General features: G+C 65.9%; 12 protein-coding genes and 3 pseudogenes. 4 read left to right on the forward strand and 11 right to left on the reverse strand.

Annotated features, from left to right (window positions below):
* Positions 1 to 5 precede the first annotated feature (5 nt).
* The gene (locus N7590_RS00115) at positions 6 to 536 is read left to right on the forward strand and encodes an N-acetyltransferase (protein WP_003107230.1); all 531 of its coding nucleotides are present in this window, start codon (positions 6 to 8) and stop codon (positions 534 to 536) included.
* A 207-nt stretch (positions 537 to 743) separates the two neighbouring features.
* On the opposite strand, the pseudogene N7590_RS00120 reads toward N7590_RS00115, so the two are convergent.
* The 4 genes and pseudogenes from N7590_RS00120 to mobH form a co-directional block, all read right to left on the reverse strand.
* Positions 744 to 2207: pseudogene (locus N7590_RS00120) on the reverse strand (chromosome partitioning protein ParB); the annotation flags it as partial.
* A gap of 282 nt (positions 2208 to 2489) precedes the next feature.
* A pseudogene (locus N7590_RS00125) lies at positions 2490 to 2935 on the reverse strand (efflux RND transporter permease subunit); the annotation flags it as partial.
* Positions 2936 to 3027: 92 nt separating this feature from the next.
* A pseudogene (locus tag N7590_RS00130) lies at positions 3028 to 4224 on the reverse strand (efflux RND transporter periplasmic adaptor subunit).
* Positions 4225 to 4517: 293 nt separating this feature from the next.
* Positions 4518 to 6365, reverse strand: coding sequence for a MobH family relaxase (mobH, locus tag N7590_RS00135; protein ID WP_003109768.1), 1848 nt, complete (start codon positions 6363 to 6365; stop codon positions 4518 to 4520).
* 315 nt (positions 6366 to 6680) lie between these two features.
* Here mobH and N7590_RS00140 point away from each other — a divergent pair, with 315 nt between their 5' ends.
* The 3 genes from N7590_RS00140 (at position 6681) to N7590_RS00150 (ending at position 8402) form a co-directional block, all read left to right on the forward strand.
* Positions 6681 to 7307 carry a hypothetical protein gene (locus N7590_RS00140; RefSeq protein ID WP_003109769.1) on the forward strand — a complete coding sequence of 209 codons (627 nt, stop codon included), beginning with the start codon at positions 6681 to 6683 and terminating at the stop codon, positions 7305 to 7307.
* Positions 7308 to 7319: 12 nt separating this feature from the next.
* On the forward strand, positions 7320 to 7952 hold the full coding sequence (locus tag N7590_RS00145) for an RES family NAD+ phosphorylase (RefSeq protein ID WP_003090219.1): 633 nt from the start codon (positions 7320 to 7322) through the stop codon (positions 7950 to 7952).
* Between the two features lie 84 nt (positions 7953 to 8036).
* The gene (locus N7590_RS00150; protein WP_003090216.1) at positions 8037 to 8402 is read left to right on the forward strand and encodes a DUF3742 family protein; all 366 of its coding nucleotides are present in this window, start codon (positions 8037 to 8039) and stop codon (positions 8400 to 8402) included.
* Positions 8403 to 8413: 11 nt separating this feature from the next.
* Here the strand turns inward: N7590_RS00150 and N7590_RS00155 are convergent, their stop codons facing one another.
* From N7590_RS00155 to N7590_RS00185, 7 genes are all read right to left on the reverse strand, one after another.
* Positions 8414 to 9934, reverse strand: coding sequence for a conjugal transfer protein TraG N-terminal domain-containing protein (locus N7590_RS00155; RefSeq protein WP_003090214.1), 1521 nt, complete (start codon positions 9932 to 9934; stop codon positions 8414 to 8416).
* A gap of 13 nt (positions 9935 to 9947) precedes the next feature.
* A complete protein-coding gene (locus tag N7590_RS00160; protein WP_003090212.1) occupies positions 9948 to 10307 on the reverse strand; it encodes a hypothetical protein in 360 nt (119 codons plus the stop codon).
* Positions 10304 to 11698: an integrating conjugative element protein gene (locus N7590_RS00165; protein ID WP_003109770.1), complete on the reverse strand. Its 1395-nt coding sequence runs from the start codon at positions 11696 to 11698 to the stop codon at positions 10304 to 10306. The genes N7590_RS00160 and N7590_RS00165 overlap by 4 nt, the downstream gene beginning before the upstream one ends.
* Positions 11699 to 11707: 9 nt before the next feature.
* The gene (locus N7590_RS00170) at positions 11708 to 12658 is read right to left on the reverse strand and encodes a TIGR03756 family integrating conjugative element protein (protein ID WP_003109771.1); all 951 of its coding nucleotides are present in this window, start codon (positions 12656 to 12658) and stop codon (positions 11708 to 11710) included.
* A complete protein-coding gene (locus tag N7590_RS00175) occupies positions 12655 to 13101 on the reverse strand; it encodes a TIGR03757 family integrating conjugative element protein (protein ID WP_003109772.1) in 447 nt (148 codons plus the stop codon). The genes N7590_RS00170 and N7590_RS00175 overlap by 4 nt, the downstream gene beginning before the upstream one ends.
* 164 nt (positions 13102 to 13265) lie before the next feature.
* Positions 13266 to 13760 (reverse strand): JAB domain-containing protein, encoded by a 495-nt coding sequence (locus tag N7590_RS00180; RefSeq protein WP_003090203.1) that lies wholly within the window; start codon positions 13758 to 13760, stop codon positions 13266 to 13268.
* A 175-nt stretch (positions 13761 to 13935) separates the two neighbouring features.
* Positions 13936 to 14703, reverse strand: coding sequence for a thioredoxin domain-containing protein (locus N7590_RS00185; RefSeq protein WP_003090202.1), 768 nt, complete (start codon positions 14701 to 14703; stop codon positions 13936 to 13938).
* Positions 14704 to 14708 lie beyond the last annotated feature (5 nt).

A 14708-nucleotide genomic window follows, 5' to 3' on the forward strand; every position in this document is an offset into this window, starting at 1 on the left:
ATCTCATGTGGCACACCCTGACCATCCAGCTCCGACACGAAACCGCCGACGACATTGCCGCCATCGAAGCGGTCACGACCGCCGCCTTCGCTGATGCACCACACACCAGCCACACCGAGCAATTCATCGTGCGCGCCTTGCGTGCCGCCAACGAACTGACGCTTTCCATCGTGGCCGAAGAACATGGGCGCGTCGTCGGTCACGTCGCGCTGTCGCCAGTAACGATCACCCATGAGCACAGGCGAAAGACCGAGGGCTGGTATGGGTTGGGGCCGATCTCCGTCCTGCCGCCAAGGCAGGGGCGAGGCATCGGTTCGCGCCTGATGGAACAGGCGCTGTCTGAACTGCGGGCTATGCAGGCCGCAGGCTGCGTGCTGCTGGGAGATCCAACGTACTACACGCGCTTTGGCTTCCAGGCCCATGCGGGCTTGCAACTGCCGGGCGTGCCGCCCGGCTATTTCATGGCGCTGGCCCTGCATGGGACAGTGCCGGAAGGCATCGCGCACTACAGCGATGCCTTCAACGCCGCCGCCTGAGCCAGCGCGAAGGCGGCGGCGTTTTAATTCGGCTATTGGCCTTGAACACCGGGCGCGGCCACTGTCGCACCCGGATTTCGCGTCCACCGCGCCCAGGGCGGAACGGCCTGGGCGCGGTGCTGATCGCGGTTATTCCTTCGTCTCGATGCGCCACCACACAAAGCGAAGCGCCCCGGTCGAGGCCGGGGCGCTTGCCTTCGGCGCGGGTCAAGCGGCCAGTGCCTCGGCGGGTTCATCCGCCATTGCCTCGGTATCCTCCGGGGCGTCCTGCTCCGGGCCTTCTTCCTGCGCGGCCTCCTGCGGGCCTTCGGCCTTGAAGATGGCGGGCATCCAGCCGGTGCCATCGGCCAGCCGCTCGGCCTCGCTGGCAATGTCGGCCTTCTTGAGCTTCGCCAGCCGGGTGACGAATTCCGGTGCAAACGCGCCCACGGCATCCAGAATCACGGCCTTGGAAACGTGCTTGAAGTAGCCTTCTGCGGTCGGCTTCCACCATGCGGCCATGTCGAGGCCCACGGCCTGCGCCAGTTCTGCGCCGGGCTGGTGCGGCGTGGCACGGGGCGTCACCACGTCCACCGTGGAAGCCACGCACACGGCCAGCAGCCGCACCAGTTCGTCTTGCGACTTCGCCAGCAGCGCGGCGAACAGTTCGGCGCTGTCCTCCGGCAAGGCTTCCCCGGCTACCTGTTGCAGTTCGCGCAGCGCCACAGCGGCGGGCGACTCCGGCCAGTCCGGGGCCATGCCTTCCAGCCGGTCTTGCACTTTCAGGCTCACGCCCAGCGGCAGGTCGTGGCCGTGGTAGCTGTCCTGCAAAACCTTCTGCACCATGCCATGCACCAGCGCGGCCAGCGCGACGTGCGGATGCCGGGCCACTTCGATTTGCAGCGCCGCCGTGCGGTGGGCGCTCAACCGCTGCGCCAGCTGGTCGGACAGGCTCGCGGCCTTGGGCGGGTCGTCGGCGTCCTCGTGCTCCTCGTTGGCGGCTTCGCCTTCGGTGCTGCCGAAGCCGCGCCGCAGCTTTTCCAGCGTGCGCAGCGCCTTGGCCTCGGCTTCGCGCAGCAGGCCGCGATGAATAACAGCCTCGCCGTTGCGGTCGATGGTGACGATGGCACCGGCCACCTCGCGCACTTCGGGGGCGTAGCCTTGCAAGGCATTCTCCGCGTCTTGCAGTTCTCCGACCACCTGATCGCGCCGCTGTTCCAGCTTCTCGGCCTTGGCCTCGTCCTCGGCGTCGCAGGCTTCTTCCAGTTCGGCGTCGATCTTTTCGAGGCGGGTTTCCAGCGAGGCGATGCGGCGGGCCTCGCGGGTGGTCGGCTCGCGGCGGTGGCGCGGGGCGTTCTGGAACGCCTGCCGTTCCTCGTAGGCCAGATGCGGCACGGCCTCCACCCATGCCCAGCCCTCGGCGCGCACGTCCTCGGCCAGCGTTGCCAGCTTGTCGCGCACGAGCGTTTCCAGCACTGCGGTATCGGTGAGGTAGGTTCCGGCATCGCCTTCCGCGAACAGGTCGCGGCGGATGCCGCCGCCTGCCTGCCGGTAGGCGTCCAGCCCGACGAAGCGCACCAGCGCGTGCGCGGCGTCGATTTCGCGCTCGGTCAGGCGCTCGCGCAGCTTGGACGGGCTGCGCTGCCATTCCGGCGCACCATAGAACGTGACTTCCTGCGCGGCGTGGTCGTCGGCGAAGGGACACAGCAAGACCGCCCCCTCACGCCACCCACGCACGCCGGTTTTCGGCAAGCGGAGCGCGCAGGCACGGATCAGCGAGCCGGGCCGGAGGCGCCAGCGATGGAAGCCCGACAGGGGCGAGACTCGCGCAGCGAGGCTCAATGCGCAGCACGACAGCGCGACGGCGGCGCGCCGGGACGCCCGACTGCTTGGGACAGGACTACTCGTTGTCGGTCTTGCGCGGCTCGATGTGCAACTGTCCTTGACGTGCAGCCGGGCGTAGTTGCGAAGGTACAGCGTGTCGTACTGCTTATCGGGCGATGTCAGGTGCACCACCATCAGGAAGGCGGGGGACTGCTTTTGGACGGTGATGCCCTGGCGCACCACATCGCGGGCAGCCGGGCCTGAGCCTGGGCGACGCGGTTTTGTACCCGCACCGTCGCGTCATCGGCGTTGATGCCAGAACGGAAGGTGACCGTGGTCACCAGCACGCCGTCGGAGCCGGCGACAGACTTGATGTACATCATGCCTTCGACGCCGTTGATCTGCTCCTCCAGGGGTGTCGCCACGGTCTCGGCAATCACCTTGGGGTTGGCGCCCGGATACACGGCGCGCACCACGACCTTGGGATATTCGCTGATCGGCAGCGCCGGGATCGCGAGCAGGCCCGAGACGAAGATGACGATCGACAGCACAGCCGCGAAGATCGGCCTGTCCATGAAGAACTTGGAGAGGTGCATGGGCTAATACCTTGAAAGGAGTCCAGGGGGAAGCGCGCCGCGCCGCTCGTTGTGTGATACGTCCGATCGGTGGCGCGCTCCGGCGTGGTGCTTCATTTGGTGGCGGACGCGGGCGCCGCAGCAGCCACCATGGGCACCGCCGTGGCCTGCACAGGCATGCCCGGCAAGAACACCTTCTGCGCGCCGTTGACGATCACGCGGTCGCCCGCCGCCAGCCCCCCTCGCACGATGCGCAGCCAATGGGAACTGCCACCCAGTTTCACATCACGTCGCTGCGCCAGTCCATCCTTGTCTACGATGTAGACGTAGTTACGGTCGTGGTCGGTCAGCACCGCCTTGTCGTCGATCAACACGGCCGAGAATTCGCCGCTGCCGACCAGTCGCACGCGGGTATAGAGGCCCGGCGTGAAAACGCGATCCTTGTTGTCCAGCACCGCGCGCACGGCGATCGTGCCGCTGCCCCGGTCCACCTGGTTGTCGAGGAAGTCCACCGTGCCGGTGTGAGAGAAGTCCGCCTTGTCCGCCAGGGCGATCTGGACCGGCAGCTGGCCGCCTCGCTCGCTGGGGCGCTCTCCCTTGCGCGCCATGCGCGAGTAGCGCAGGAACGCCTTCTCATCGGCCTCAAAGTAGGTATAGACCCTGTCCTGGAACACGATGGTGGTTAGCACACTGGCTGCATCGCTGGCGGCCACCAGGTTGCCTGCGGTAAAGCGGGCACGGCTGGCGCGCCCGTTGATGGGCGAGCGCACTTGGGTCCTCTCCAGGTTCAACTGCGCCGTCTCCACCGCAGCCTGCGCGGCCTGCACCTCAGCCTGCGCGGACTCGTCAGCGGCGCGGCGCTGCTCCCAGGCCTCGGTGGAGACAGCCTGCTGCTCGACCAGCACCTTGGCACGTTGCGCCTCGCTTCTGCTGCGGCCGGCTTCGCTGCGCGCCCGGGTCAATTGCGCCTGGGCCCGGGCCAGTTCCGCGCGGTAGCTTCGGGCATCGATCATGAAGAGCACATCGCCCTTCTTGACCTCGTCTCCTTCGCGATAGGCGACCCGCTCGACGTAGCCAGACACCCGTGGGCGCAGCTCGACGCTCTCGATGGCTTCGATGCGTCCGTTGTATTCGTCCCATTACGTGATGGGCTTGATCTCGACCTGCGCGACGCTGACTTGCGGCGGCGGTGGATGGCCTCCGGCGCCAGCTCCGGCGTTCTCTTTACAACCTGCGAGCGCCATCGCGCTGAGGGAGATCAGTATCCAAAGCAGGCGCACGCCGCGAGGGTCGGAGCTGGAAGTCGTCATCTGAACAGGTTCCGTGGTCAGGTCGTAAAGCGAATGAAGCGAGCGCGATCGCGCTGCACGCTGTCCCCTGACGCTGCTTTCTTGGCAGCGCAAGACCATGAGCGACAGATGCGGCAGAGATCGAATCCCGTTGGTTGTCGGCTTCTCGTCTCGTCGCAGAACGCGCGCGCAAACCGACCTCGGCGGCATTACAAAGCCTCAAAACTTGAGGTCAAGCGATATCGACGTTCTGATTCGCGCCGTTGCGGATTGGTCCGCCGCGTCGCATTTTTGGACGGCTCTTGAGCCGCCGGTTACGCGAGAAGTGACAAGTAAGGATTGTTCGGTGGTGGCTCTGCGAACAGGAGCCGAACATCGTGCAATAGATAGCCATACAGGCGGCGGGACTTCCTGGGGCCTGTGACATCGCACGTCCAGATGTTCAGGCCCCTGGGCTTTTTGCGATGCAGTTGCAGGCGCTCGAAGCGCTTTTGTACCCATTGCCAATCCTGCTGGTTCTCCTGCTTGGCGAGAGTCCCGACCTGGGGGTGTTCTTGTGCGTAGCGTTGGAATACCCCGGGGCTGACCAGGTAGGCCGTGTCGCCCACCGTATGCACGAGCGCCTTCGCGTCGTTGATGACCAGCCGGCGGGTAGCGATACCTTGTTTCAGCCACGCCATGAAGTGCTCGCCCGATGGCTGCGCCGACGAGGACGTGGGCACCGGCGCTGATGACGGCACGGGCACCATCGAGGTTGGCGGTGGCGTTTGAGGGCCAGCGGCGGGTGCGTCGCCCGAGACGGCTTCCGCATCCTGTTGGGGAACAAGCAAATCGCCGATTCCTACCATCGCCAGCAGGTCCTCCATGACATCGGGTGCGGCTTGTGCGGCAGGCAAGTGAACCGGAGTCGCGGCGTCGACGCCCTCCCATGGAAGGGACTCTTGATCGTCGGTGGCTGGCTTTGCCGTCATTGCCGGCGAGGGCACCAAGGCATCGGCATTGTTGGGTGCCGGTGTCCCGTCGATTGCCACTGCCCCTGCGAAGGGCGCTGGCCGCTCTCCAGACTCCCAAATCAGCGCGGGAGCGAGACGCAGCAGGGTGAATGAGTGGGACCAGCCAGTCGTGCTGGTCACGGTCGCGCGCCAGACCGCCTTGCCGTCCGGCGTCGGTTGCAACATGCCGTGATCCTGCAGCACGTTGAAGACGGCGGTGTTGCTCGCGGGGATGCCGTCGACGCCTAGTGACAGCAGGTGCGCACGCAGCTTGTCCGAGACCGTCTTGCTTACCAGCCACAAGGCATCCTCGGTGATCCAGCCATCGGAGGCTTCCGGCTGGTTCAGCTTCAACTGTTCCTTGAGCAGGTAGCGCAGCCCGTCGAGCAACTTGCGCTGCAGCGCATGCTTGTGTGCAGCCATGGCGCGGGCCGGATCGCCGCCCAGTTCCTGGGCCACCGAAGCCCGGTCGGCCTGCACGACAAGTTCGCCCAGCACGCCGGCGCGCTCGTACTGGCCGGCCAGGACGTAGAGCAGCGGTCCCCACAGGTCGGGATAGCCACTGAGCCAGTCCAGGGCATCACGGTCGAGCAGTTGACGGTAGAGTAAACCTGTCGCGGCGCTGTGGAGCCGATATTCCCGATCGTCGCGGTAGCGGAAGCGGTATGGCTGGTGCAGCGGGCCGTGCCAGGGGTGCCACAGCGAGCCGTCGGACAGTTCGACGTGCAGATCGACGGCGATCTTGCCGATGTCGTGCAGCAGCGCGGCATAAGCGACTGCGGCAGTCCAGGCTTCAGACTGCGCCGCCTGGTCTTCGGGACTGCCGCCAATGGGCAGCAGATGGGACTGCCGCAGCTTGAGCGCATAGGCGACGATCTCCAACCCGTGATCCAGCATGCCGCCGGGGTAAGCGTGGTGATGGCTTTCCGATGCGGGGAATTGTTGGACCAACTCGGCGTAGTGCTCCAGCGGCGTGCGGTATAGGGTGGCGAACTGCCGCCGCGACAGCGACGTGCGCTGCCAGATGTGTTCCAGCAGCTTCTGCCGGCGCGGTGTTGCCAGCAGCGATGCGGCCGATTCGGGCCGCAGCAACCCTTTCGGGAGGTCGGTGGCGGGCGCTGGCGACGGGGCAGCGACCGGGGGCCGTTTTCGCTGGAACAGGGAGAGCATGCGGGTGTCCTCTGGGGGGCCGGCCGGGAGGCCTTTTCGCCTTTTCGAGGTAGGGCCTTTCCCCTTGCACCCCATTCCCTTGCCGTTTCGGCCCTTTGGCCTTTAACCGTTTCGGTATAGCCGGGCCTGGGTTGCGTCTCCAGCGTCAATGTGGAACCCGCACGAATGGATTGGACGGAGACCTGGCGCTGGCCCCTGCCTATGCTGCGGGGACGCTACCCCCGGCAGGTAGGCTCTCGCTCAGGCGACTAAGTTGACAAATGCGACAAGGGCGACTAGAGTGAATCCTGTCTCAAACCTGCTTGGGAGATGACCATGCCCACCGCCATTGAATTCATTGCCGATCGTCTGCCGCGCGTCACCGTGGAGGACGTGCGCCGTTTCGCGGATACCGTTGAAATCCGGGATGCGCCGGCTTTCGCGGCCGAGTTGCAGGCGTTCATTCACGAGCGCGTGGAGGCGGTAAAACTGCCAGCCAACCTCGAAGGCGAAACGGTGGAGCAGGCCCTGGCGCGCAAGGCGGCCGCGCTGCGCACCGAAACGCGCTGGACCCCGACTGAAACCGACGTCCAGCGAGGCCGCGCCGTGTTGCTGGAATCCTTCAACCAGCCGCACAACCTGCCGATCCCCGAGTACGCCAAGCTGGCGGACAAGTCGCGCCAGCAGATCTACAAGGACATCCTCGCGCGCCGGCTGCTGGCGCTGAATGTGGGGCCGCGCGGCCAGAAGCTGCCCGACTGGCAGCTCGACCCGGTGAAGCAGCAGTTGACCCAAACCGTGCTTCAAGAGGTCGAGGGCATCGACCACTGGACGATCTACCGCGCACTATCCGAACCGCTCGAAGGCTTGGGCGGACGCTCGCCGGTGGATGCGGTGACGCATGGCACAATCGATGACGTGGCCGAAGCGGTGTTCAACGTGCTGGGCGTCCAGGTGCATTGAGGCAAGACCGCCATGAGCCGCGAACTGCCCTTGTTCTTGATCGATGCGGGTGAACTGCTCCAGCATGTGAGCCGCGTCGTCTATCGGGGCAGCCCGCTGTACTATGGCCGCAGCGGCACCAATCGCTACGACGACCCGGCGCGGACCTACGGCGTGCTCTACCTGGGCCGCGACCTGTCCACGGCGCTGATGGAGTCGGTGTTTCACAAGCACCAGTGGCTGGCGGACGAGAAGCGCTCGATTGCGCTGAAGGAAGTCGAGAGCCGGCTCGTGCGGGCCGTGGGGGTCCTGGACGACGTGCGCTTGGCCGATCTCACGGCCGAGGGTGTCATGGCGGGTTACTTCGGCCTGAACCTGGAACAGTTGGCCAGCCGCGACTACACGCACACGCAGCAGGTGTCCGCCCAGGTGCATGCGATGCTCGGCGATGATGGCCAGCCGCTGTTCGACGGGGTGCTCTATCCGTCGCGCAACAACTATCCCGCCAAGAGCATCGCCCTGTTCGAGCGTGCGGCAGCAAGAGTCGGCGTTGTCGATGACATCGACCTGGTGGACCATGTGGACTGGCCGCGCTTCGTTGCCACGTATCGCGTCGGCGTGGAGCCTGATCCCGGGCCGGTGGAACCGGATGACGAAGCGTCCTGAAGCGGCAAGAGAGCACATTGAAGCCCCAAACAGAATGAAATGGACCAAACTGGAATAGGCATCCCTCTGTAGCAGGAGACGACCATGAACACCACGACCCGCATCAGCACCGCAGAACGCCTCGGCCGCACCTTTGGCCGCGGATGGCGCGCCTACGCGCGCGGCGAACGTCGGGCGTCGAACTGGTTGGTGTCCAAGGGGGTGCCGGCGGCCGTTGCCACCGCGCTCGTGTGGGTGGTCAAGCTGTCTGTGGTGGGATTGCTGCTCTACGTTGCTTTTTGGTTCGCACTCGTGTTGTTGGGCGTCGTGGCGGCGGCGTGGGCTGCTGCTGCCAATACATCTGACGAGGACGAGTGGCCTTTCACCGATCTCACAGAACTGCGCAAGACACCGGGCTACGATCCCAATCTGTACAACGATACGTCGCACGAGTTGTACACCGACGACTGACGGACTCCGGGCTACTTCAGCTTGCCTCCCGTGAGTGCCCCAGCCCCCTTGCCCCCGGCTTGGCCGGCGCTCTTGCTGCCGTCCGACAACCCCTGAATGGCATGTCCCGCCCGAATTCCAACCCAGGTCAGGCTTGCCAGCCAGAATCCTGGCAGCACCAGGAACATCGTGCCCGCGACGAACATCAAGAGCATGTCGCCGAACGCATTGTTCAGCCCCACCAGCGGGTCGAAGTTCGTGTGTGGCCGGTTCCAGCCAAAGCCCCAGCCATAGAGCGCATCGAGGATAGTGCTGTCGATCCAGCGAGCGAGCTGGAACCAGAAATCCACGAAGAACAGCGCGAATTGCACGACGCTGACCGTGACGACCGTCTTCAGGTCATAGGTGCCCACGACCAGCACGAGCGGGATGCAGATGACCAGCGCCATCTTGAGCAAGGCGAGGACCATGGGTAGAGACTGTCTCACGACGTCCATGGCGGGAAACGCGGCAATCGCGCCGACGGCCATCCCAACGTCTCCCGTGGCCCGTGTCACGATGTTCGGCAAGGTCTTGTCGATCTGGCCTCCGTAGTCCGTATAGACGCTGCCCTGGTTCAACTTCTGCTGCCGCGGTGACGCGATGGCTCGGATCACCGAGTCGTCCACCTCGGCCCGGCTCAGGAACCCGGCCCAGCCCGCCAGGCGACTCAACAGGCTCGGGTCCACCTGACCCAGCAGGCGTGCCCGCAGGCCGTTACTTCCATCGCTCCACCACTGGCGGCAGGTCGGGTAGCCGCCACCGCTGGCCACCTGCGCAAGCCCTGCGTCGCGGGTGCTGTCATAGGGCCAGTCCTCGCGTGGGGTGCTGGAACGGTATGTGTCGTAGTAGCCGTTCGTGTCGGTGAAGAACCGCGATCCGATCCAGGTCACGTCGTGCATCTGCTGCTCATCGAGCTGAGGGCGCTGCATGAACAATTTGGCCCGTGCAGGCCCATAGCAATCCCGCGAGAAATCCGCTACTTCCTGAGCCAGCACCGGGTCATCGATGCGCGTAGCGTCGATCTCCATGCGCATCTGCCGCAGGTCCGTGCCGCACGGGATCGCTGCCACCGAAGCGCCCGTGACGGCGCGCGAGAGCGCGTGCATGAACGCCCACCACACCGGCACCTTCGCCGACTGGTTGTTGATGGTGCTGAAGGACTGCGACCAGCCGGTATCCCCGGGCTGCGCCACGCTGACCTGGCACTGGGCCGAGCGCGAGCTGTCGTACTGGATGGTGTTCAGGTCCACGTCGATGAACGGAATGCCGGCGAACATCACCACCACGATGGCGACGAAGACCCGGTTCTCGATGCGGGCGGCGCTCAGCACGCCTTTGTTGCCCTCGTCGGCGCCTTCCGCACGGGCCTTCAACCACTCCTGCACGATGATGGCGACGAAAGGCAGCGCGAATACCCCGCTGGATACGAGGACCGCCCAGATGCCGTTGTTGACGATCCAGGACACGAGGGTTAGGTAGTACTCCAGGTAGTCGGTCGTGAAAAGCGTCATGGCCTCGATCCCCTCAAGCGGCCTGCATCAACAGGCTGGCTTCCAGCGCCACGATGGCAACAATGCCGGCGACCTCAGCGCGAATCAGCCGGCGTCGGGCCAGCGTGCTGTCCTCGCGCGCCAGCAGCCGCCGCCGCATCCAGACCCAGCCGCAGGCCGTCGCCCCGTACAGGAACAACCGCCACACGAAGAAGTAGCCCGATGCGGCCGCGAGCCACCGCTCCCAGCCGGCCACGCTGCCAACGAGATAGATGCCGGCGATGTTGGCGCCCACCGCAGCGGCGACGATCACGGCCGCCCACAGCAGTGCTTTCGCCGCACGCCGGCTGATGAGCCAGCGCAAGGGGCGCCAGGCCATGCGCTCCGCGCTCATGGCCGGCCTCCCGGATTGCCCTTCTGCAACTGGTCGAGGCGGTCGGGCACCGGATCGCCCTCATAGATGCCGCGCGAGCCTGCCGCGCGCGTGCCATGGCGCTGGATGATGGCCATCGGCGAGTTGTTCGCCAGCTCGCGCCGCAGTTCAAGTTCGGTCTTGAGGTTGCGGATCTCCCGGTCGAGCGTGTCGCTCTCGTGGTTCACGGCCTCGACTGCCAACTCGTTGGCTGCCACGTTGGGCTCTTTCTTGCCGGTGAGCAGCGTGCGCTGGAGCAGCAGTGCCTTCTCCAGCACCGACGAAAGCGCCACCTCGGACGCGAGGCGCCGCGCCAGCAGGTCCTGGTCCGGCTCGTCGCGCAGCGCCTCGATGACGCCGCGCGTGATCGGCAGCGACGTGCTGCCGGCCTCGCGCAAGTTCTCGAAGGTGGTGTTGCGCACGCCGGAAACCAGTTCCTGCAAGACTTCCAGCTTGGCTTCGTACTCCTCCTGGATCAGCGGCGTCAGCCCGACGCCGGGCACCGTCTCGGTCTTGGTGCAGGAATCGCACGTGCGCTGCACCTGTTCCCCGAGGACCCGGGTGGCCCATTCGGTCGCCTGCTGCGGCGACGTCCAGGTCTGGCAGGACAGGCTCGCGCAACTGGTGGACGCGATGGAGGATGTGTCCGTCACGCCGCGCCCGTTGACCAGGTTGTAGCCCGCGCGGGTGACGTCGCCGACCACGCGGATGGCGGACTGGCCTGCGCCACCGGCATTGCTGCCGCCCACCCAGGGAAGGCCGTCGTTGCCGCGGCGCGTCTCGGCCTGCTCGACGGCCGACACGGCATCGTTGCTGCCAACCGCGTCACGCAAGGCCATGCCTTCGGCCATCTGGCTCCAGCCAAGCTGGCCACCCGCAGTCTCGGCCATCTTCTCCGCCATGGCGCGGCACGTCAGCTTGGAGCGGTCGAAGTCCAGCCGCGCCTGCAGCACGCCGTTGGTCAGCAGGTTGTACAGGCCCGGATCGGCGCGCTGAATGATCAGCGCCGGCAGCGATGCAACCGCGCTGGTCGCGCTCTGGATCACGTTGCTCATGATCTGCTGAAAGCCGTTCGTGATGCCGTTGAGCTGATTGCGCAGCGTGGTCTGGATGCTCATGTCGCCGCAGATCAGGTTGCTGTTCCACCCCACGCCGACCCCGATGGAGCGCATGCCGGCCGCGCGGCCCATGGACACCGCACTGCCACCGCCGATCGAGTACATGACGTCATCGCCGAGGACGGGGCCGCTGTTCTGGTATCCGACCTGCGCCCACGCCAGGCCGCAGACCAGAGCGAGCGGGCCGGCCAGCGCCTTCGGGCGCAGCAGGCGGCACGCCTTGGCGGAAAGGTTCATCGATTCAGGACGCTTCATCGTGGCACCTCAGAGGAAATCGACGCTGCCCAGGAACACCTGCCCGCGGCGTTCGCAGCACGCATAGGGACGCCACAGCGCCCAGGCGTAGTCGCCTTGTTGGGCCTGGGTCAGCGTGCCGCTGTGCGGGAACACCACGCAGGTGTTGGACAGGCGCGGCGTCAGCTCCTGCCACTTGCCCGTAGAGGCATCACCCTCCATCAGCGCGCCGGCCGGCCAGTAGCCGTCGCGGGCGTTGGCAAGCAGCGGCTGGTACACGTGGATCTGCCCGCGGCGCGTGACGACATCACCGGCGCGCTGGGCCACGACGGCCCCGGATTTGTAGTCATCGGTCTGATGCAGGAAGCCGCCGCGCGGATAGACATTGCCCCAGAGGTTCATCGTGGTGCGCGCACCGACCTCGCGCATGCCCGGAATCAACGCCTCCGGGTAGGCCATTTCAGGCACGTTGTAGCGCCAAGCCAGCGTGTCCAGGGTGCTGAGTAGATACGGCATGAAGGCCGTGCCCGCGCCTTGGCAGAAATAGCCCGACGACGATGCGAACTGGTTGAATACCTCGCCGCCAGGATGGCCGATGACATCGCTGTTCTTGAATTTGGCGAGGTTGTTGTCGTGGTCTTCGTTCGTGGTCCCATCCCCACCTGCCTGTGCGGATGGGTTGGGCGTGCTCATCGCCTGCACCTCGACCCAGGGGTTCTCTCCGGTGTTGCTGTAGCTGGAGACGACCGCATCGGGCACGTAGTGCCGGACCTTGGTGGATGTGCGCACCGTGCAGCCCGTCCAGGTGCAGTAGAGCCAGTAGCAGATGCCCACCACCCGGTACTCCAGGCAGTCCGGCGACATGACGGAGGACACGATGGTGGCGGTGTTCAAGGCGTAGCTGCCCGTGGCGCTGATCAGCAGCAGCGAGGCCACGGCGACGCGCAGGCGGCGCAGCAGGTCGAATGGGCGATGGGTCACGGCTGCGTCCTCCGGTGTTGCTCGATGCGCGCGACGGCCCGGGCCACGTCCGGCTCGCCATAGACCACAAAGCGTTGATCCACCACGACGGCCGGGATGGTCGTGACACCCAAACTCCATGCGTCGGTGACGCCCTGGTAGGCGGTGCCGATGCGGCGCTGAAGATCGGTGCCGCCTTGCTTCAGGCGTTGCCGGACGATGGCTGCTGCCCGCTCAGGGTCGGCTGGAAGATTCGCGGAAAGCTCGGCCTCGATCCGGGGCGTTTCGCCCAACTCGATCAGTCGCTCGCCGCCCATGGTCTTGACCGGGTGGCGGCTGTCGGTGACGACCACCACGTCGGCGGCGAAGGTGGCCGGGCTGAACACCGCCAGAGACGTCGGCAGCGCCACGGCCAGGCCAAGGGTTCGCCAGCCTGGTGCGAACCGGGTAAAAGCTGCTGGCATGTCATGTGCCCCGGAAGTTGATCAGGGCCATAGTCAAACGCCGAACCCCAGGCGGCCCCAACAAACAATGCGCATCGCGGCCACCCCGCATACCTGCTTGCGTCGCCGCAAAGAAAAAAGCGGAGGCCGAAGCCTCCGCGCTGATCAACGAAGCAGTGCAACCCTTACAGCAGGCCGGACTCCGCAAAGGAGAACGGGGCACCCTGGCCGACGATGATGTGGTCCAGTACCCGCACATCGATGAGCGCCAGCGCGGCCTGCAGTTGCTGGGTCAGCATGCGATCCGCGCTCGACGGCTCGGAAATGCCCGAGGGGTGCTGGTGCGCGAAGACCACCGCGGCGGCCTTCAACTCCAGCACACGCTGCACGACGACACGCGGATAGACCGAAGTCGAGTTGATCGTGCCCCTGAACAACGGCTCGTAGGCCAGCACCTGGTGCATGCTGTCCAGGAACACCGCGGCGAATATCTCATTGGGCTCGGCGACCAGCTTCACGCGCAGGTAGTCGCGCACGGCCGTGGGGTCGAGGAGTTTCGCACCCGCTTTGAAAACCCGCTTCTCCAGCAGTGCAATGGCTTGCTGGATGATCCAGTCCTCGTGTTGGGCAGCGATGGCGGAAAGCGACTCCAGGCAGGAGTCATTGACGACGAAAGACATGGCGAACCTCCAGACGGTGAGATCGGAGGGCGCGCGCCCTGGGAGGGCAAGCCCTCCTGGGGAACGAACAAGGTGCATCCATCACCGCGGCAGCGGTGATCGTTCGCGGCCAGGATGCGAGGCGAACGGGTTTCGGTCAGCGCAGTGGACTGCGCCGTAGCCTTGAAGACCGGGGCTACCTGGGCATGTCGCCGACGACGTCGGCAGGCATTTCCGATGTAGTAGGTGTGGCGGCGGGATCGCCGGCCGCGAGCATGTCCATGGCCGACAGCAAGGCATCGCCCTCGATCGGACCCTGCAGTAGGATCGCCTTGCCGGTTTCGCGATCGTGCAGCCGCAGCGACGGCGTGGCGGTCACGCCGCTGCTCGTGGCTTCCGCCGTCTGGGTGCGGATCGGCGCCTCGGGCCGTTCGCTCGCCAGACACTGCTCGATGGCTGGCGTAAGGTCGGGGTACCGCAGGTCCTCGGGCAAGCCCTGGCCGTCGCTGCGCGTGTGGGCATAGACCCACTCGACAGCCTGCCAGAAGGCGGCATGGCCGCCAGATTCGCCGGCGCACTCCGCCAGGCTCGCTTCGGCAGACGCGGCCGGCTCATGCGCGGCCAACGGGAGGTGGTGCCATTGCAAGGCCACGTCCGCGTTGCCGGCCACCCAACGCTTGAGCACTGGGAAATAGGATCGGCAGAACGGGCATTCGAGGTCCGCGTAGAGCGTCAGCGTGAAACGCCCTTCCGGATTTCCCATCTGCCACGGAGGCCCGGCCACCTGCGTCACGCTGACCGGCGTTGAAGTCTGGGGAGTGGACTTGCCAGAATAGCGGGACACGAGCCAGATCAGCAGCAGCGCTACCAGCACGGCGGCCAACACCCAGGGCCAGCTGAGCCTCCAGCGCCGACGGCGGAACGCCTGTACCTGCATCGGAATGGATGGGCGTTTCTGTTCCATGGCGT

It is taken from the genome of Stenotrophomonas sp. GD04024 (assembly GCF_029837545.1).
GTDB lineage: Bacteria > Pseudomonadota > Gammaproteobacteria > Xanthomonadales > Xanthomonadaceae > Stenotrophomonas > Stenotrophomonas forensis.

What these genes read in the sequence shown, in the direction of transcription:
- N7590_RS00185 (WP_003090202.1), bottom strand. Translation starts at nt 14,703, where the DNA reads ATGGAACAGAAACGCCCATCCATTCCGATGCAGGTACAGGCGTTCCGC.
- mobH (WP_003109768.1), bottom strand. Translation starts at nt 6,365, where the DNA reads ATGCTCTCCCTGTTCCAGCGAAAACGGCCCCCGGTCGCTGCCCCGTCG.
- N7590_RS00155 (WP_003090214.1), bottom strand. Translation starts at nt 9,934, where the DNA reads ATGACGCTTTTCACGACCGACTACCTGGAGTACTACCTAACCCTCGTG.
- N7590_RS00140 (WP_003109769.1), top strand. Translation starts at nt 6,681, where the DNA reads ATGCCCACCGCCATTGAATTCATTGCCGATCGTCTGCCGCGCGTCACC.
- N7590_RS00115 (WP_003107230.1), top strand. Translation starts at nt 6, where the DNA reads ATGTGGCACACCCTGACCATCCAGCTCCGACACGAAACCGCCGACGAC.
- N7590_RS00165 (WP_003109770.1), bottom strand. Translation starts at nt 11,698, where the DNA reads ATGAAGCGTCCTGAATCGATGAACCTTTCCGCCAAGGCGTGCCGCCTG.
- N7590_RS00175 (WP_003109772.1), bottom strand. Translation starts at nt 13,101, where the DNA reads ATGCCAGCAGCTTTTACCCGGTTCGCACCAGGCTGGCGAACCCTTGGC.
- N7590_RS00180 (WP_003090203.1), bottom strand. Translation starts at nt 13,760, where the DNA reads ATGTCTTTCGTCGTCAATGACTCCTGCCTGGAGTCGCTTTCCGCCATC.
- N7590_RS00160 (WP_003090212.1), bottom strand. Translation starts at nt 10,307, where the DNA reads ATGAGCGCGGAGCGCATGGCCTGGCGCCCCTTGCGCTGGCTCATCAGC.
- N7590_RS00150 (WP_003090216.1), top strand. Translation starts at nt 8,037, where the DNA reads ATGAACACCACGACCCGCATCAGCACCGCAGAACGCCTCGGCCGCACC.
- N7590_RS00145 (WP_003090219.1), top strand. Translation starts at nt 7,320, where the DNA reads ATGAGCCGCGAACTGCCCTTGTTCTTGATCGATGCGGGTGAACTGCTC.